Annotated in this window: 13 protein-coding genes and 2 tRNA genes; 6 read left to right on the plus strand and 9 right to left on the minus strand. The window is 65.9% G+C overall.

Annotated features, from left to right (window positions below; genetic code table 11):
* Nucleotides 1-98: 98 nt before the first annotated feature.
* The 8 genes from metG to ilvD form a co-directional block, all read right to left on the minus strand.
* On the minus strand, nt 99-1,658 hold the full coding sequence (gene metG / locus NFU08_RS12210) for a methionine--tRNA ligase (RefSeq protein WP_251423602.1): 1,560 nt from the start codon (nt 1,656-1,658) through the stop codon (nt 99-101).
* A 34-nt stretch (nt 1,659-1,692) separates the two neighbouring features.
* Nucleotides 1,693-2,448 carry an ABC transporter ATP-binding protein gene (locus tag NFU08_RS12215; protein WP_104184854.1) on the minus strand — a complete coding sequence of 252 codons (756 nt, stop codon included), beginning with the start codon at nt 2,446-2,448 and terminating at the stop codon, nt 1,693-1,695.
* A complete protein-coding gene (locus NFU08_RS12220) occupies nt 2,445-5,240 on the minus strand; it encodes an ABC transporter permease (protein ID WP_251423605.1) in 2,796 nt (931 codons plus the stop codon). The genes NFU08_RS12215 and NFU08_RS12220 overlap by 4 nt, the downstream gene beginning before the upstream one ends.
* Nucleotides 5,241-5,454: 214 nt before the next feature.
* Nucleotides 5,455-7,044 (minus strand): phosphoglycerate dehydrogenase, encoded by a 1,590-nt coding sequence (gene serA, locus NFU08_RS12225; RefSeq protein WP_174178125.1) that lies wholly within the window; start codon nt 7,042-7,044, stop codon nt 5,455-5,457.
* 127 nt (nt 7,045-7,171) lie between these two features.
* Entirely contained in the window at nt 7,172-8,197 is a 1,026-nt protein-coding gene (ilvC, locus tag NFU08_RS12230; RefSeq protein ID WP_174178122.1) for a ketol-acid reductoisomerase, read from the minus strand.
* Nucleotides 8,198-8,287: 90 nt separating this feature from the next.
* Nucleotides 8,288-8,800: an acetolactate synthase small subunit gene (gene ilvN, locus NFU08_RS12235; RefSeq protein WP_009356538.1), complete on the minus strand. Its 513-nt coding sequence runs from the start codon at nt 8,798-8,800 to the stop codon at nt 8,288-8,290.
* Between the two features lie 2 nt (nt 8,801-8,802).
* The gene (locus NFU08_RS12240; protein WP_174178120.1) at nt 8,803-10,710 is read right to left on the minus strand and encodes an acetolactate synthase large subunit; all 1,908 of its coding nucleotides are present in this window, start codon (nt 10,708-10,710) and stop codon (nt 8,803-8,805) included.
* A 370-nt stretch (nt 10,711-11,080) separates the two neighbouring features.
* Nucleotides 11,081-12,799: a dihydroxy-acid dehydratase gene (ilvD, locus tag NFU08_RS12245; protein ID WP_174178118.1), complete on the minus strand. Its 1,719-nt coding sequence runs from the start codon at nt 12,797-12,799 to the stop codon at nt 11,081-11,083.
* Nucleotides 12,800-13,064: 265 nt separating this feature from the next.
* Between ilvD and NFU08_RS12250 the strand changes: the two genes are divergently transcribed.
* The 3 genes from NFU08_RS12250 to NFU08_RS12260 all read left to right on the plus strand — a co-directional run bounded on the left by NFU08_RS12250 (nt 13,065) and on the right by NFU08_RS12260 (nt 15,568).
* Nucleotides 13,065-14,249 (plus strand): hypothetical protein, encoded by a 1,185-nt coding sequence (locus tag NFU08_RS12250; RefSeq protein ID WP_251423609.1) that lies wholly within the window; start codon nt 13,065-13,067, stop codon nt 14,247-14,249.
* Between the two features lie 58 nt (nt 14,250-14,307).
* The gene (locus NFU08_RS12255) at nt 14,308-15,378 is read left to right on the plus strand and encodes a PQQ-dependent sugar dehydrogenase (RefSeq protein WP_251423612.1); all 1,071 of its coding nucleotides are present in this window, start codon (nt 14,308-14,310) and stop codon (nt 15,376-15,378) included.
* Between the two features lie 114 nt (nt 15,379-15,492).
* Nucleotides 15,493-15,568, plus strand: a tRNA-Lys gene (locus tag NFU08_RS12260).
* A gap of 245 nt (nt 15,569-15,813) precedes the next feature.
* Here the strand turns inward: NFU08_RS12260 and NFU08_RS12265 are convergent.
* A complete protein-coding gene (locus NFU08_RS12265; protein WP_174178237.1) occupies nt 15,814-16,275 on the minus strand; it encodes a MarR family winged helix-turn-helix transcriptional regulator in 462 nt (153 codons plus the stop codon).
* 96 nt (nt 16,276-16,371) lie between these two features.
* Between NFU08_RS12265 and bcp the strand changes: the two genes are divergently transcribed.
* The 3 genes from bcp (at nt 16,372) to NFU08_RS12280 (ending at nt 17,953) form a co-directional block, all read left to right on the plus strand.
* The gene (gene bcp / locus NFU08_RS12270) at nt 16,372-16,845 is read left to right on the plus strand and encodes a thioredoxin-dependent thiol peroxidase (protein ID WP_174178112.1); all 474 of its coding nucleotides are present in this window, start codon (nt 16,372-16,374) and stop codon (nt 16,843-16,845) included.
* 99 nt (nt 16,846-16,944) lie between these two features.
* Nucleotides 16,945-17,026, plus strand: a tRNA-Leu gene (locus tag NFU08_RS12275).
* Between the two features lie 252 nt (nt 17,027-17,278).
* Nucleotides 17,279-17,953 carry a fasciclin domain-containing protein gene (locus NFU08_RS12280; RefSeq protein ID WP_174178110.1) on the plus strand — a complete coding sequence of 225 codons (675 nt, stop codon included), beginning with the start codon at nt 17,279-17,281 and terminating at the stop codon, nt 17,951-17,953.
* The last annotated feature ends 63 nt before the right edge of the window (nt 17,954-18,016 follow it).

Below are 18,016 nucleotides of genomic sequence, written 5' to 3' on the forward strand. Positions count from 1 at the left end.
ACTTCCTGCCGGAAAACAACCAACGCTCTCCCACCGCCTGTCCAGGGGTGAGAGAGCGTTGGGCCCAAACGTGCAGGAAGTGAGAGAGCGTGGCCGCGTCAGGCCCCGGCCGGCTCCTCGTATTTGGGGAACACGGGCGACGGCGCAGGCAGCTCGGTCCCGGCCACAATCCGGGTGGGGATCGCTGCGAACTGCCGGGCTTCCCCCTCGGGCTGGCCTAGGGTTGCCAGGAGCGCACCGGTGGCCCGGGGCATGACCGGCTGTGCGAGGATGGCCACGATCCGCAGCACCTCAAGGGTCACGTACAGCACCGTGTTCATGCGTTCGACGTCGGTCTTCCGCAGCACCCACGGCGCCTGCTCCGCGAAGTAGGCATTCGTATCTCCCAGGACACCCCAGATCGCCTCGAGCGCGCGGCTGAACTCCTGTTTCTCAAAGGCTGCCCGGGCTGCGGCAAGGAGGGCGTCGGCCTGGGCCAGGATGGCAGTGTCCGCGGCAGTGAACTCCCCCGGGACGGGAACGCGCCCGCCGCAGTTCTTGGCCACCATGGACAGCGACCGCTGGGCCAGGTTTCCGAAGTTGTTGGCCAGGTCCGAATTCATCCGCCCCACGATGGCGTCGTGGTTGTAGCTGCCGTCCGCGCCGAAGGGCACTTCCCGCAGGAAGAAGAAGCGCACCTGGTCCAGTCCGTACTGTGCCACGAAGTCCGCCGGGGCAACCACGTTGCCCAGCGACTTGGACATCTTCACGCCGTTGTTGTGCAGGAAGCCGTGGATCATCACCCGCTTGGGCAGCTCCAGGCCCGCGCTCATGAGGAAGGCGGGCCAGTAAATGGCGTGGAAGCGGGAGATGTCCTTGCCGATGATGTGGACGTCAGCAGGCCAGTACTTCCGGAAGTTCTCCGAGTCCACGTCCGGGTACCCCACGCCGGTGAGGTAGTTGGTCAGGGCATCCACCCACACGTACATCACGTGCTTGTCGTTGCCCGGGACCGGGACGCCCCAGTCGAAGGTGGTGCGGCTGATGGACAGGTCCTCCAGGCCTCGCTTGACGAAACTGATGACTTCGTTGAAACGGTACTGCGGGGCGCCGAATTCCGGGTGGGCCTCATACAGGGCAAGGAGCTTGCCCTGGTAGGCCGACAGCCGGAAGAAGTAGCTCTCCTCGGCCGTCCAGGTCACCTCGGTGTCCGTCTCCTTGGAGTAGCGCACGCCGTCGTCCTTGACCACGGTGTCGTCCTCACCGTAATAGGCCTCGTCCCGGACGGAGTACCAGCCCTCGTACTTGGACAGGTAGATGTCGCCGTTGGCTTCCATCTTCTTCCAGATGGCCTGCGAGGCGGCGTAGTGGTCCTCGTCTGTGGTGCGGATGAAACGGTCGTAGGTGATCCCCAGGGCGGCGTGCGCCGCCTGGTAGATCTCCGCGTTCCGGTCCACCAGCTCCTTGGGAGTGATGCCTTCCTTTTCGGCCGCCTGGGCGATCTTCATCCCGTGCTCGTCCGTCCCGGTCAGGAACATCACGTCAAAGCCGTCCAGCCGCTTGAAGCGCGCCATCGCATCGGTGGCAATGTACTCGTAGGCGTGGCCGATGTGGGGCACGCCGTTGGGGTAGGTGATGGCCGTGGTGATGTAGAACGGCGTTTTCTCTGAAGCAGTCACGTGGAGGACGTTACCTTCGGTGGGGAGGGACGGGCTAGATGAGTTCGGTCAGGGTATCGCTGAGCCGGACAAGTTCGTGGTCGTGCGAGGCCACCAGCACGGCGATGCCGTCGGACGTGGTGTCCTTCAGGATGCTGATGATGCGGTTGGCGGAGGCCCGGTCCAGGCTCGCGGTGGGCTCATCCACCACCAGGACCCGGGTGCCCAGGATCAGGGCACGGGCAATGGCCACGCGCTGGCGTTCGCCGCCGGACAGCTGGGCGGGACGGTGCCGCATGCGCCGGCCCAGGCCAACAAGGTCCAGCAGGTCCTTGGCCATGTCCCGCCGCTGGTCCACTTCGCCGTCGGGAACGGCGGGGAGGAGCACGTTCTCGAGGGCGCTCATTCCGTCGATCAGGGCGCCGCCCTGGTCAACGTACCCGATCAGCGCACGACGGCGGTCCGCGATTTCGTCGTCCCCCATGCTTTCGAGCGAATCGCCTTCCCAGAAGACCCGGCCCGACGTCGGCAGGGTCAGTCCGGCGCCGACGGTCAGGATGCTGGTCTTGCCGGAACCGCTTCGGCCGGCGACACAGTGCATCTCACCGGCGTGCAGGGTCAGGTCGAAGCCTTCCACCACGCTGACGGCTTCGGCGCCGCCCTTGCCTCCGCCATAGCGGATGGTGATGTCGCTCAGTTCCAGCGGCGTGGCGTGGTCGGCGGCCTTGACGATGGTGTTGGCCCGGGTCTGCAGGGGCACCTCACCGGAGCCGGACCGGCGGCTCCGCTGGACGTTGGTCGGGTTTGTCATTGGACCACTTTCGTTGCAATCGGTATCCAGCAAAGTACAGCCACGAGGCCGGCCACGCCCGCCCACAGCGCGGCGTAGGGTGCCAGCAGCAGGCCGATGCCCAGGGCGCCCAGGACGCCCAGGGGCAGGGCCACGGTTCCCACCAGCGCGTTCTCGAACAGGCGGACCTGGCGGAGCATGTCCGGGTTCCAGCCCATGGCCTCGAGGATGCCAAGGTACTGGCGCTTGGCATTGAGTTCAAACCGCCCGGTGACCAGGGTCAGCACAAGCCCTACGGCAACTCCGGCGAGGGCCAGGAGGATGCTCGGCAAGGCAACGCTGGCCGCGGCCAAGCCGCTGAGCGCACTGGCGCCGGCGGCGCGCGGGATGTCGATGAGCAGGGCGGCCAGGCCGCCTGCTGCAGCCCCGAACACGCCCACGGCTACGGCCAGGGACAGGGTGTTGAATTTGTTGGTGCTCAGCTGGCGGTTGGCGAAGGTCAGCGGCGAGTCCACCGGAATCAGCCGTTCGTCATGCTGCGGTTCCTGGTCGATCTCGTCGCGGTGGCGCAGCTGCTGTGCGGCAAAGAAGGCCGCCGCCGCGTACAGCACCAGGACTGACGCGGAGACCAGGGCAGTGGAAAGGCTCCAGCTGGCCAGGCTCAGCACGATCCCGGCCACGGCGAGCAGGACCGCTCCGACGCCGAATTCCTCCAGGACCCAGCGGCGGATCCGGCCCTGGGTCCAGCCCATGGCACGCAGGGTTCCGGCTTCGCTCCTCCGCTTGCGGATGTAGCTCACCGTGGATGCGCCCGTCAGGAGGGCTGCGCCGCAGAGCGTCAGGAAGAGCAGGGTGATGTTGGTACCGGACAGCGACCCGGTAACAGCCTCCGCGGCGTTCTGCCGGACCCAGGACTGCTGGACGGTCCCCAGGGCGGATTCCTTGCCGGCGTCGTCCTTGCTGTAGCCCGGGACGAAGATGCTGGCATCCTCCCGCGCGGACCCGGCCACAATGGTGGCCTCCAGGCCCATCTCGCGGATTTCGCCGGCCAGCTCTTCGACGTCGGGCTGCGCTTCCTTCCAGCTTCCGGGCGCTTTTGCACGGACACGGACGGCGTCGATGACGCTGGCGTTTTCGGTGTAGCCGCGGGCAGCAGCAAGGCCGTAGTAATCCGTGATGGCGCCTGCGGACTGGCTGGCGAGCCCGGTGGCGCTCAGGGAAGGCTCAAGTTCCGTGGCGGGGACTTCGTTGCCCGCAGCGTCCTTGACCAGCGTGAACGGGGTGGGGTCGTAGCCGCCCAGCGGCAGCTTGTTGACGTCGCCGGCGGCAGCGGCGACGGACGCGGGATCGAACGTGCCGTAGACCATGGCCAGCGGGGCGGCTGCCTGCTCCCCCGTTGCCAGGTTTTCCCGGTAGGAACGCTCATCCACGGGTTCGCGCTGGGTCTGGTCAACGGGCGCGCCGTTGGCGCTCTTCTCGGGAAGCCGGTTGACGGTGACCCATTCACCGGGCACTGCCGTCTTTTCCTCGGCACCGTTGGCGGCTGCTTCGCCGTCGGTGTACTTGGGCGCCGCAGCGAAGTCGGTGCTCCAGGTGGCGGGAGTGTAAAGGCCCTGGTTGAAGTTGCCGCTGCTGCCAAGCAGCGAGGAGTGGTCCGTGGAACCCGGCCAGGAGAGGACGAAGGGGTCCTTTGAAACGAACGGCAGGTAGTCCTTGTCCAGGGAACGCGAGACGGTGCCGACGTCCTTGACGACCTTGCCGGCGTCGTCGATTTCTTCGATCTTGACGTTGTACTTCAGGTCCAGGGACGTCCCGGAACGGACGATCAGGGGAATGGCCTGGGAATCGTCAGTCAGCTGCCCGTTCCGCTTGGCCTGCTGGTACTGGGTCATCAGCGGCGCCCAGTACTTGAGCTTGACGCCGAGGAAATCCGGCCCTTCCTCCAGTTCGTCCAGGCTGATGCCGTTGGTGAACAGTCCCTCGAGGTAGCGTCCCACCGCGCCGGCGTCGCGGGCATCGGCCGGCGGCGCCTTCTCCAGCGGGGACAGGAAGTCACCGGCGGAACCCAGGAGGGCCCGTTCGGCAGCCGGGTCGACGGCGACGACGGATTCCGTTATCTCGGGGGCCATGGGCAGTGACACGGAAAGGTTGAAGAGGTTGTGCTCGGAGCCGCCGGCCGGTGCGGGAAACTTGATCCCGGTTTCGTCCGCGGGAGCTGCAATGCGGATGCTGCTGCCGCCGGCAGTTTGCTCCTCCACGAGCCTGGCCTTGCCAAGGGTGCCTTCGGCGGTGGACTTGAAGAGGGTCTGCTCGGAGACGCCGTCGGAGCTGACTGCGCTGGCCGTCAGGCGGTACTTCCGGGTTTCATCGCCCAGGACCGATTCGGCAGCCGGCCACAGGTCCGGGGCGGTTGCTCCGGCGGCCTGGTCCGCGGTTGCGGTGCCGGCAAGCCCGGCGTTGTAGCCGAGGTAGTCCATGGCATCGAGGCGCGGGGATTCAAGGTTCTGGGTCACGCGGGAGACAAGGCTGATCGGGGCCGCCACGGAGGTGCCGGAGAGCTTCCTGATGGCCTCCAGCTGCTCGAAGCTGATGCCGCCGGAGCCGTTGGCGATCTCGGGCTGCATGAGCGAGCTGGAGGGGGCCTTCGCCTGGACCAGGACGTCGTAGAGGCCGCGTGAATTTTCATCAACGGTCCTGTTCAGTGCGGCCTGGGACTGGCTTTGGACAAGGACCGACAAGCACATGGCTGCGATCAAGATGGCCGCGGTCAACAGCAGCACTTTGCTTCTGATGAACCTCTGGACGGCGTTCATGGAACTCCCTGAAACCTGGATTGCGTGCGCGCACCCGGACGGCGCCCATGCGGACATGGACGATCACGGACGGATGTGCAAAAGGTATTGGCCGGCCTGCCGGCCCGGTCCTGAATCAGGACCTAGCCATTGTAAGCAGACCGGCCAATCATACGTGGCCGTGCCGGGACTCGCCGAGGGCGGCCGGCGGTGCGGTGTTTCCCCGGGGTGCGGGTTAGTCCTCCAGGTCCACTTCACGCACCATCTCGGCGCCGATGCCGGCCTTGATGGCGTCCAGGACCTGCTGGGGAACAGAGCTGTCGATGGTCAGCAGGGCAAGCACCTGGCCGCCTTCGTCAGAGCGAGCCACCTGCATGCCGGCGATGTTGATGTTGTTCATGCCGAGGATGTGTCCGATGGTTCCGATGACCCCGGGGCGGTCCGTGTAGGCCACCACCACGAGGTGCTCGCTGATCGGGATTTCAACCTCGAAGCCGTTGATGCCCACGAGCTTCTGGATCTGCTTGGGTCCGGTCAGGGTGCCGGCCACGGAGATCTGGGTGCCGTCACTCAGGGCGCCGCGCAGGGTGAGTACGTTGCGGTACGACTCGGTGTCGGGTGTGGTGATCAGGCGGACGTTGATGCCCCGCTGCTCGGCGATGACCGGAGCGTTGACGTAGGAAACCTGCTCGGTCACGACATCCGCGAAGATTCCCTTGAGGGCGGCCAGTTCGAGGACCTTGACGTCGAGGGACGAGATCTCGCCGGCCACTTCGACGTCGAACTGGGTCAGGGAGGCGTGCGTCAAGGCGGTGAAGATCCGGCCCAGTTTCTCGATCAGCGGGATGCCGGGACGGACGTCGGGGGCGATGATGCCGCCGGCCACGTTCACGGCGTCGGGCACCAGTTCACCGGCGAGGGCGAGGCGGACCGACTTGGCCACCGACACGCCGGCCTTTTCCTGCGCTTCGTCGGTGGAGGCGCCGAGGTGCGGCGTGACCACCACGTTGTCCAGCTTGAAGAACGGCAGGTCTGTGCTGGGTTCCTTGGAGAAGACGTCCACGCCGGCGCCGGCGATTTCGCCGTCCTGCAGGGCCGTGAAGAGTGCTTCCTCGTCCACCAGTCCGCCGCGGGCGACGTTGACGACGTAGGCGGTGCTCTTCATCTTCTTGAAGGCGTCAGCACCGAGCATGCCCACCGTTTCCGGCGTCTTGGGCATGTGGATGGTGATGAAGTCCGCCTGCGCCAGGAGCTCGTCCAGGGTCACCAGCTGCACGCCGAGCTGTGCCGCGCGGGCTGAGGTGATGTAGGGATCGTAGGCGAGGATCTTGGTGTCAAAGCCCTTCAGCCGGGCGGCCACAAGCGCGCCGATCCGGCCCAGGCCGATGATGCCGATCTTCTTTTCGAAGAGTTCGATGCCCGTGTACTTGGAGCGCTTCCACTCGCCGTCCTTCAGGGCTGCGCTTGCCTGCGGGATGTGGCGGGCCAGGCTGAGGATGTGGCCAACGGTGAGTTCAGCTGCCGAAACGATGTTCGAGGTGGGCGCGTTGACCACCATGACGCCGGCCTGGGTGGCTGCCTTGATGTCCACGTTGTCCAGGCCTACTCCCGCGCGGGCGATGACCTTGAGGTTCTTCGCAGCGGCGATCGCCTCGGCGTCCACCTGCGTGGCCGAGCGGACCAGGATTGCGTCAACGTCGCCGATGGCGGAGAGCAGCTGGGAACGGTCGGCGCCGTCGGTCTGGCGGATCTCGAAGTCCGGGCCCAGGGCCTCGACGGTAGCGGGGGAAAGTTCTTCGGCGAGCAGTACTACGGGTTTTGACACGGCTGATCCTCTGCGTTGCAGTCCGGGGGATAGAAACAAGTCTAGGCCGACGGAAAGGCCGGGCTCACATTGTTAAGTGTGAACCCGGCCTCACAGTCTGCCTTTATCACGGCACGTTGGGCCAGCCTTAGCGGGCTGCGGATCCTTCGACGTAGTCCACGTCCTGCTGCTGCCAGGCGAAGAGGGAGCGCAGTTCGCGGCCGACGGCCTCGATGGGGTGCTGCTCTGCCTTGGCACGCAGTGCCTTGAACTCCACGCCGCCGTTGTCCTGGTCTTCGATGAAGCGCTTGGCGAAGGCACCGGACTGGATGTCGGCCAGGACGGCCTTCATGTTTTCCTTCACCTCGGGGGTGATGACGCGGGGGCCGGAGACGTAGTCGCCGTACTCGGCGGTGTCGGAAACGCTCCAGCGCTGCTTGGCAATGCCGCCTTCCCACATGAGGTCAACGATGAGCTTGAGCTCGTGGAGGACCTCGAAGTAGGCGATCTGGGGCTGGTAGCCGGCTTCGGTGAGGGTTTCGAAGCCGTACTGGACCAGCTGGGACACGCCGCCGCACAGGACGGCCTGCTCGCCGAAGAGGTCCGTTTCGGTCTCTTCGGTGAAGGTGGTCTTGATGACGCCGGCGCGGGTACCGCCGATGGCCTTGGCGTAGGACTTGGCCAGGTCCCAGGCGGAACCGGTGGCGTCCTGCTCGACGGCGATGATGTCCGGGATGCCGCGGCCGGCTTCGAATTCGCGGCGCACGGTGTGGCCGGGAGCCTTCGGAGCCACGAGGATGACGTCAACACCCTCCGGAGCCTGGATGTAGCCGAAGCGGATGTTGAAACCGTGGGCGAAGGCAAGGGCCTTGCCGGGCTTCAGCTTGTCCTTGATGGAGTCGTTGTAGATCGAGCGCTGGTGCTGGTCCGGCGCCAGGATCATGATGACGTCGGCCCATTCGGCGGCGTCGGCAACGTTCTTGACGGTGAAGCCGGCGTCCTCGGCCTTGGCGATCGACGTCGAGCCCTCCTTGAGGGCGATGGCAACCTCGACGCCGGAGTCGCGCAGGTTGAGCGCGTGGGCGTGGCCCTGGGAGCCGTAGCCAACAATGGCTACCTTGCGGCCCTGGATGATCGACAGGTCGGCGTCGTCGTCGTAAAACATTTCAGTCACTTGCGTAACTCCTCTTGAGTGGGTTGTAGATAGGTGTCTTGTGGTGCGGTTGCGGGCGTTGCCTGCTGCCGGGCCGTGCCCGGCAGCTTCCTAGGCGGAACGCAACGCCCTGTCACTCATGGAGCGGGATCCCCGTCCAACGGCCAGGGTGCCGGACTGCACGATTTCGCGGATGCCGAAGGGCTCCAGCACTGAGAGCAGCGCTGCAAGCTTCTCCGGAGTACCGGTTGCCTCAATCACCAACGAGTCTGTGGACACGTCGACGACGGCGGCACGGAACAGGTCTGCAGCCTGGGTCACCTGCAGACGTGTCGCGGCATCCGCACGTACCTTGACCAGGATGTGGTCTCGCTGTACGGAAGATTCAGAAGTCAGCTCAACGATCTTGATGACGTTGATCAGTTTGTTGAGCTGCTTGGTGACCTGCTCGATCAGGTCGCCGTCGGCATCGACGACGACGGTCATCCGGGAGATCCCCGGAACCTCGGTGGGGCCAACAGCCAGTGAGTTGATATTGAAGGCACGGCGGGCAAAGAGGCTCGCGACGCGGGTCAGGACGCCGGGCTTGTCTTCCACCAGGACGGAGAGTGTGTGGCGGCTCATGGTCAGTCCTCTTCTTCCCATTCCGGGGTCATGTTGCGGGCAACCTGGATCTGGTCGTTGCTCACGCCGGCGGGCACCATCGGCCACACCATGGAGTTCGGGCTCACCACGAAGTCGATGACCACGGGCCGGTCGTTGATTTCGAGTGCCTTCTGGATGGTGGCGTCGATGTCCTCGTCGCGTTCACAGCGGAACGCGGCGCAGCCGTAGGCCTCCCCCAGCTTGACGAAGTCCGGGATGCGGACGGTGTCGTGGCCGGTGTTGAGGTCGGTGTTGGAGTACCGGCCCTCGTAGAAGAGGGTCTGCCATTGCCGGACCATGCCCAGGGAGGAGTTGTTGATCACCGCCACCTTGATGGGGATCTTGTTGATGGCGCAGGTGGCCAGTTCCTGGTTGGTCATCTGGAAGCAGCCGTCGCCGTCGATGGCCCAGACCACGCGGTCCGGCTCGCCGACCTTGGCGCCCATGGCGGCCGGAACCGCATAGCCCATGGTCCCGGCGCCGCCTGAGTTCAGCCAGGCGTGCGGACGCTCGTACTTGATGAACTGCGCTGCCCACATCTGGTGCTGGCCCACGCCGGCAACGTAGACGCCTTCGGGCCCGGTCAGGGCGCCGATGCGCTCGATGACCCGTTGCGGTGCGCTGAGCCCGTCATCGGGTTCGGTCCAGCCCAGCGGGTAGGTCTCCTTGAGGTTGTTCAGGAAGGCCCACCAGGTGGTGAGGTCCGGCGTTCCGGATGCCTCGAACTGGGTGCGAACAGCGTCGGTGAGTTCAGGGATGATCTCCTTGACGGACCCGACGATGGGCACGTCCGCGGTGCGGTTCTTGGAGATCTCGGCGGGGTCGATGTCCGCGTGGATAACCTTGGCCAGGGGCGCGAAGGTCTTGAGGACACCGGTGACGCGGTCGTCAAAACGGGCGCCCAGGGTGATCAGCAGGTCGGACTGCTGCAAGGCAGTCACGGCGGAGACGGTGCCGTGCATACCGGGCATTCCCATGTGCTGGGGATGTGAGTCCGGGAAGGCGCCCTTTGCCATCAGCGTGGTGACAACCGGGGCTCCGGTGGCCTCGGCGAGTGCCAGCAGTTCCGCCGCGGCGTGCGCCTTGATGACGCCGCCGCCAACGTACAGCACAGGCTTGCTGGCCGCTGCGATCAGCTTGGCGGCCTCGCGCACCTGCTTGTTGTGCCCGCGGGTGACGGGGCGGTAGCCGGGCAGGTCGATCTTCGGCGGCCAGGAGAAGGTCATCTGGCCAACCTGGGCGTCCTTGGCCACGTCCACGAGGACGGGACCGGGGCGGCCGGTGGACGCCAGGTGGAACGCCTCAGCCATGACATGCGGGATGTCGTTGGGGTCCGTCACCAGGAAGGAATGCTTGGTGATGGGCATGGTGATGCCCACGATGTCGGCTTCCTGGAACGCATCGGTTCCGATCACGCCGCTGGACACCTGGCCGGTGATGGCCACCAGCGGCACGGAGTCCATGTGGGCATCCATGATGGCGGTGACGAGGTTGGTGGCGCCCGGGCCCGAGGTGGCGATACACACGCCAACCCGTCCGGTCACCATGGCGTAGCCTTGCGCGGCATGGCCGGCTCCCTGTTCGTGACGGACCAGCACGTGATTCATGCTGGAGGCCATCAAGGGGTCATAGGTGGGCAGGATCGCGCCACCGGGCAAACCGAAAATATCGTCGACGCCGAGTTCTTCGAGCGAGCGGACAATAGCTTGCGAGCCGGTCATCACCGTTGGGGGTACAACGTTGTTCGGCCCAAGGACAGGAGAGGCGGCAGCAAGGTCGGCGGCGACGACGGCCTGGTCAGCCGTCCGGTCGGCGCGTTCCGGAGCCTTGGTGGCTCCAGCGGACTTAGTAGCCATCAGCGAGGGGCTGATCGGCGATCCTTTGCTCATCGGACTCTTCCTTGTGGATCATCTGTGGTTCGTGGAAACTGCAGGAAATAAAAAAACCCCTCAGCCTGGCGGCTCTTCGAGGGGTTGCGCGTGACGGTTCGTTACCCGGGGCTAATGTGCCACGCGCTTGGTAAGGACGACGACGATGCCGGTAACGAAAGTCATGCGTTCAGTTTTCCCTCTGGGCAAGATGCGTGTCAACGAGCTGACCCGCGATCTCACCATGTGGACCCCATTGTCCACCAAACGAGCAACGCTGCCCAAGGGCGCCTTGCTGAAGCCCGCCCCCACACGGCGGCCGGGCTTAATAAGGGTAGCGCCGAGGGCCCCGGGCCGTTTGGCGCTCAGCGCCAAACGGCCCGGGTAGGCGCTACCCGCAGTATGCGCCCGTACTGGCGCTGTGCACCAGCTTGGCGTACTTGGCCAGGACGCCCTTGGTGTAGCGTGCCGGCAAGGGCTCCCAGCCCACCTTGCGGGCTGCGAGCTCTGCCTCGTCCACCAGCAGGTCGAAGCTGCGGGCGGCGATGTCCACGCGGATCCTGTCGCCGTCCTTCACGAAGGCGATGGGGCCGCCGTCGACCGCTTCCGGGGCGACGTGGCCGATGCACAGGCCGGTGGTGCCGCCGGAGAACCTGCCGTCGGTGAGGAGCAGGACGTCCTTGCCCAGCCCGGCACCCTTGATGGCGCCGGTGATGGCCAGCATTTCGCGCATGCCGGGGCCGCCCTTGGGGCCTTCGTAGCGGATCACGACGACGTCGCCGGCCTTGATACGGCCGTTGTCCAGTGCGTCCAGGGCGCCCTGTTCGCGCTCGAACACCCGCGCGGTTCCTTCGAAGACGTCGGCGTCGAAGCCTGCGCTCTTCACGACGGCGCCTTCGGGGGCCATGGTGCCGTGCAGGATGGTGATGCCGCCGGTCTTGTGGATGGGGTTGTCCAGCGCTCGGAGGATTTTGCCGTCCACGTCCGGCGGGTTGATGGCCGCGAGGTTTTCGGCCACGGTCTTGCCGGTAACGGTGAGGCAGTCGCCGTGCAGCAGCCCGGCGTCGAGCAGTGCCTTCATGATGACGGGCACGCCGCCGATCTTGTCCACGTCGGTCATGACGTAGCGGCCGAAGGGCTTGAGGTCGCCCAGGTGCGGGATCTTGTCGCCGATGCGGTTGAAGTCGTCAAGGGTCAGCTCAACTTCGGCCTCGCGGGCGATGGCCAGCAGGTGCAGCACGGCGTTCGTGGAACCACCGAACGCCATGGTGACGGCGATGGCGTTCTCGAAGGCCTTCTTGGTCATGATGTCGCGGGCGGTGATGCCTTCGCGCAGCAGGTTGACGACCGCTTCGCCGGACTTGCGGGCGAACTCGTCACGGCGGCGGTCCGCCGAGGGCGGGGCGGCGGAGCCGGGCAGGGACATGCCGAGTGCCTCGCCGATGCAGGCCATGGTGTTGGCCGTGTACATGCCGCCGCAGGCTCCTTCGCCCGGGCAGATGGCCTTTTCGATGCGCGTCAGGTCTTCCATGCTCATCTTGCCGGCGGCGCACGCGCCCACGGCTTCGAAGGCATCAATGAGGGTGACTTCCTTCTCGGAACCGTCCTCGAGCTTGACCCAACCGGGCATGATGGAGCCGGCATAGAGGAACACGCTGGACAGGTCCAGGCGGGCTGCTGCCATGAGCATTCCGGGAAGGGACTTGTCGCAGCCGGCCAGCAGCACGGATCCGTCGATCCGTTCAGCCTGCATCACGGTTTCCACGGAGTCGGCGATGACTTCGCGGGAAACCAGGGAGAAGTGCATGCCTTCGTGGCCCATGGAGATGCCGTCGGACACGGAGATGGTGCCAAACTGCATGGGGAAACCGCCGCCCGCGTGCACGCCCTCCTTGGCGCCCTGCGCGAGCCGGTTCAGGGAGAGGTTGCAGGGAGTGATCTCGTTCCACGAGCTCGCAACGCCGACCTGGGGTTTTGCGAAGTCGTCGTCCCCCATGCCGACGGCCCGGAACATGCCACGTGCGGGAGCCGCGTGGATTCCGTCGGTTACAACCCGGCTCCGGGGTTTGATGTCAGGCTTGTTCTCGGTTGCGATGTGGGTGTCACTCATAGGGGAAAGTCTATGGCTCCGCCGAACGGCGCAACGACAGATCCGGGACGTTTGGGGGCAAAAACAGAAAATTTCAGTCAAATGGTGGACACCCATCTCAGATAATGAGATGACCCGGGAATGCCCTCCCCCGCTTGTGGTGCGGCTCACGGTGACGGGCCGCCTGCCCGGCACCTGCCGGCTTCCCCGTCAATCTGGACAGTTCTGACCGCCGGACGTAGCGTCGGGGAAAGTACACCTTGCCATCCGGACTGAAGGGCTTGCCATGGATTTTGTTTTCTGGATCATTCTGCTTGTTGTCATCGTGGGCGTCGTGTGGTGGCTGCTCAAACGCAAGAGGTCATCGACGGCGCCGGGGCCCTCCGCCCCGGAGCGGACCCGCGCGGACGGGGCGCTTTCCGGCGGCAGTGCCGCGGCATCCGCTGAAGCTGCCGGAACCACCGGGATCGCCGGCGCGGCAGGCTTTGGCCGCCCCGCCGAGCCCGCGGCACCCACCACCGCCGATGATCACGCAGGAGCGGCGTCACCTGCCCGCGGGGCAGAGGCCGCCCAGCCCACCGGCACGAAGGAGCGGGAAGGTTCTGCTGCCAACGCCGCTGCAGCAGCCGGCATGACAGGGGTGCCAGGCACCACGGCCCCGGCAGCGTCCGGCCAGGATGTCCGCCGCCAGGACGACGACGAGTGGGAGACACAGTGGTCGGAGGCTTCGGGCTCCTCCGCCGTTTCCCCCGCCGCAGGATCCAGGGGCAGTGCCTCTACGGGTGGCGCTCCCACCCCTGCGGCCCAGGTGGATCCGGCCGGTGAAAGCGGCGTCCCCGCCGCAACGGGGCACCAGGCGGAACCGGCGGCAGCGACGGACGCGGAACGCCATCACGCCCCGGTCCACCACCCCGAGTACACCGAGCCCCACGCTCCTACGCTGCCGGGCGCGGAAACGGCCGCCGTGGAGGACATGGACGACGCCGGGGCCGAACCGCAGCTTCAGGCCCCTGCAGGTGCCTCCGCGCCACAGCCTGCCAGCGGGGTCAGCGGTTCACCGCAGGGTGGCGCGGGCCTACCGCCCGGGCACGGCGGGGAGGACCGCGCAGCGGCGGCCGCCGAAGCCGCCGTAATCCCTGAAACTGCCGCCTCCGCTGAAACCGCGGACCGCACCCAGTCTTCCGCGCTGGTGGAAACCGCAGCGGACCGCGACCAGCAGCCCCAGTCCGTTCCGACGTCCGAACCGGCGGGGCACCTGGCAGCGGACGAGCCCTATGGCGCCGGCTCGGCGGCGGCCGGAACTGACGGCGGCGGCCCGGACGGGTACACCGTGAAGGGCGACGCCGGAGCCATGGTCTACTACGAGGAGGGACACCCCGACTATGAGCAGGCCCGTGCCGACGTCTGGTTCGAAACGGAGGCACATGCCGAGGCAGCAGGCTTCCGGGCTCCACGGCGGCGGCGCCTTTAGCAACGGACCAGCCCGCTCGGGCCAGCCTCCTCCCTCTCTCCGAAAGCGCCTGCCTGCTGTGGCTGCAGCCTGCCTCGTTGTGCTCCTGGCGGGCTGCACGGGCGGTGGCGGCAACGGGCCCACCGGGAGTACTACCCTCCCCGAGACAAATGAAGTGCGGGTGCCGGACGTTGCCGAACGCCTTGAGCTTGACCTGAAGATTCCCTGGTCCGCCGTGTTCCTGCCGGACGGAACGGCCATCATCTCCGAGCGGGACACTGCCCTCCTCAAGGCAGTGCCGGCCGGTGGAAGGGGGCGGGAAGCCGTAAGCCTTGGTGAAGTTCCAGGGGTGGCCGCCGCCGGCGAGGGCGGCCTGTTGGGACTTGCACTGTCCCCCGGCTTTGCCTCCGACCGCTACCTGTACATGTACTTCACCGCACAGGAGGACAACAGGATTGCCAGGACAAGGGTGCAGGAGACCGCCGGCGGTGCACTGTCCCTGGACCGCCCGGAGATCATCTTCACCGGCATCCCGAAAGCCACCACCCACAACGGCGGCAGGATCCGCTTCGGCCCGGATGGCTTCCTGTACGTCGGTACGGGCGACTCGCAGCGGAGGGACCAGCCACAGGAGCCCGCGGCCTTGGGCGGCAAGATCCTGCGGCTGACGGCCGACGGCGGTCCGGCGCCGGGCAATCCCTTTGGCAACGCCGTCTACAGCCTGGGCCACCGCAACGTCCAGGGCCTCGCATGGGACAGCGCAGGACGGCTGTGGGCCAGTGAATTCGGCCCCGATGTCAATGACGAGCTGAACCTGATTGTGGCCGGCGGAAATTATGGCTGGCCGGAGGTGACCGGAGCGCCCCGCCGCCCCGGGTTCCAGGACGCAAAAGTCGTGTGGCCGTCAACCAGCGAATCGTCCCCGAGCGGCCTGGAGATCGTGGGATCCACCGCCTATCTCGGGGCACTGCGGGGCCAGCGGCTGTGGACAGTGCCACTTGCGGGCGGGGAAGCCGGGACGCCTGTGGGCCATTTCACACGCCAGTACGGCAGGATCCGCGACGTCGTGCGGACTCCGGAGGGCGGATTCTGGCTCCTGACAAACAACGAAAACCCTGATTTCGTGCTGGTTTTGCCGCCGATTTCCTGATGCGGAGGCAGTCCAGGGCTTCGATTTCACATGGGCAAAAAGTTCGTGTAGAGTTTCATGTCGTTGCGGAGGTCAACGGGGAAAGAAAAGCCCGATGATCAAGGCAAAGAAGATGCACCTCTAGCTCAATTGGCAGAGCAATTGACTCTTAATCAATGGGTTCCGGGTTCAAGTCCCGGGGGGTGCACCACTGGGAAAACAGCCTCCGGCTTGCGGAAACGCGAACCGGGGGCTGTTTTGTTGTTTGCCGCATTCCAGGGCGGGCCTGCCGCCGTTCATCCCGGTAATTCGCCCCACGCCGCTGACCTTCAACTTTCACGCAGCTGTTTCAACAGGGACCGTCCGTCCCCTTCCACCCGCAGGCCTGACGGCAACAAAAAAGGCGTGGCCGCAGCTGTGAAGCTGTGGCCACGCCCCGGTGCTGAAGCGCCGGTTCTAGCGTGTTGACGGCGAGTTCTCCACCAATGCATTGTCGCCGGGAGACTTGGCGAATTGGCTAGCGAGTTCCCGCACCACTGCCTGGAGCTCCTGCCGCAGCAGGTCCGGGTCGATCGAGGCTGACGCCAGCACGGACCGTTCCATTTCCACCGCTGCAGCCACCGCTTCCTTGCCCTGCTCGGTAAGCGACACGACGTGGCTCCTGCGGTCCGAGGTGCTGCGGACCCGGACAATGTGTCCGTGGGCCTCCAAACGGCTGAGCGTCTTACCCATGGTCTGCGCCTGGACGCGAACGTATTGCGCGAGCTGGGCCTGCGTCATGGGGCCCTGGGCATCCAGGACCTCAATGGCGATAACTCCGGCGTGGGTAAGGCCGATGGCGCCGAGTTTTTCGTTCCAGGAGTGTTCGACGAGGCGCGCAGCAGTGGACAAGAGGCGCCCCGTGGGCCAGTGATCCATATCAGGCATAGCAGCCAGTATAGCCAAGTGGGGATTAGCGCTGGTTCCCGGCGCTTACTAGGCTGGTGTGTCCCGCCTGCAACTAGGAGAAAAACATTGGCTGAAAGACTCGTTTCCGGCGACGACGCGCCCGGATTCACATTGAAGGATTCGTCAGGCACCGACGTCAGTTTGTCCCCCCGCCAGGGCCGACACACCATTGTGTACTTCTATCCTGCGGCCGCCACGCCGGGCTGCACCAAGGAGGCGTGCGATTTTCGCGACAGCATGGCCTCTCTCCAGTCGGCGGGCTACGACGTCCTGGGCATCTCCCCCGACCCCGTGGAAAAGCTTGCAAAATTCGCAGCCAAGGAAGGCCTGGGCTTCCCTTTGCTTTCCGATGCGGACCATGCGGTTGCCGAGGCATATGGCGCTTGGGGCGAAAAGAAGAACTATGGCAAGACCTATGAGGGGCTCATCCGTTCCACCATCGTGGTGGACCCCGACGGGAAGGTTGCGCTGGCCCAGTACAACGTCAGGGCCACAGGCCACGTAGCCAAACTTCGGCGGGACCTGAACCTGGACACCTGACAAAGATCCGCCAAGCCGGGGCCCTGCCGCGGCGACGCTACAATGGACACTGGCATCCGCCGGCGGGCCCCTGTGGGGGCCGCAACGGCCGGAAGCCCTGCGCGAGTGGTGAAATTGGCAGACACGCAGGATTTAGGTTCCTGTGCCTTCGGGCGTGGGGGTTCAAGTCCCCCCTTGCGCACTGTATGGTCCCCCGGCTGCGGCCGGGGGACCTTTGCATTTAACACCCTTTCGCCCCGCCCTTTCCGCACGGTCCGGAAGGGGAATCCGGGCTCCGCCGAAAAACTCCAGGGAATTTACCCATCCGCATCCTGCCGACGGCCGAATAGACAGTGAGACACCAGCCAAGGGCAGGTGCCCACCAGCAAGTTTCGGAAGACGCCGCAGGCACCACGCCCGCGGCGGGTAGATGCCACAACCAAGGAGAACCGACATGCAGACCATCAAGCGCACAACCTTCACCGTCGCAGGCGTTGCAGCAGCGGCCCTGCTCAGCCTGACTGCCTGCGGCGGGTCCGCAACCACCACCGCCTCCTCCGCCCCGGCAGCCGAGCCGTCCGCGTCCAGCATGGCCCCCTCGCCGTCGGCCAGCACCTCTGCCGCGGCCATGGACCCGGCCGCCAACCTGGTGGGCCCGGGCTGTGCTGCCTACGCCGAGCAGGTTCCCTCCGGTGCAGGCTCGGTTGAGGGCATGGCCCTTGACCCCGTTGCCGTCGCGGCCTCCAACAACCCGATCCTCACCACCCTCACCTCGGCAGTGTCCGGGAAGCTGAACCCCAAGGTGGACCTCGTGGACACCCTGAACGGCGGAGAGTTCACGGTCTTCGCTCCGGTGGATGACGCTTTCGCCAAGATCGATGCAGCCACCATCGAAACCCTCAAGACGGACGACGCGCTCCTGAGCAAGATCCTCACCTACCACGTGGTTCCGGGCCAGATCACCCCTGACATGATCGCCGGCACCCACGCCACCGTCCAGGGCGGCAGCGTGACCGTTACGGGCAGCGGCGACGAGCTCAAGGTTGACGACGCCAACGTGATCTGCGGCGGCGTGCAGACCAAGAACGCCACCGTCTACCTGATCGACTCGGTACTGATGCCCAAGTAGTCACCAGGCAGGCCAGTTCCTTCCGGTGAAGCCGGGGGCCGTCCGAAAGGACGGCTCCCGGCT

The sequence above is a fragment of the Pseudarthrobacter sp. NCCP-2145 genome, assembly GCF_023708005.1.
GTDB classification, from domain to species: domain Bacteria; phylum Actinomycetota; class Actinomycetes; order Actinomycetales; family Micrococcaceae; genus Arthrobacter; species Arthrobacter oxydans.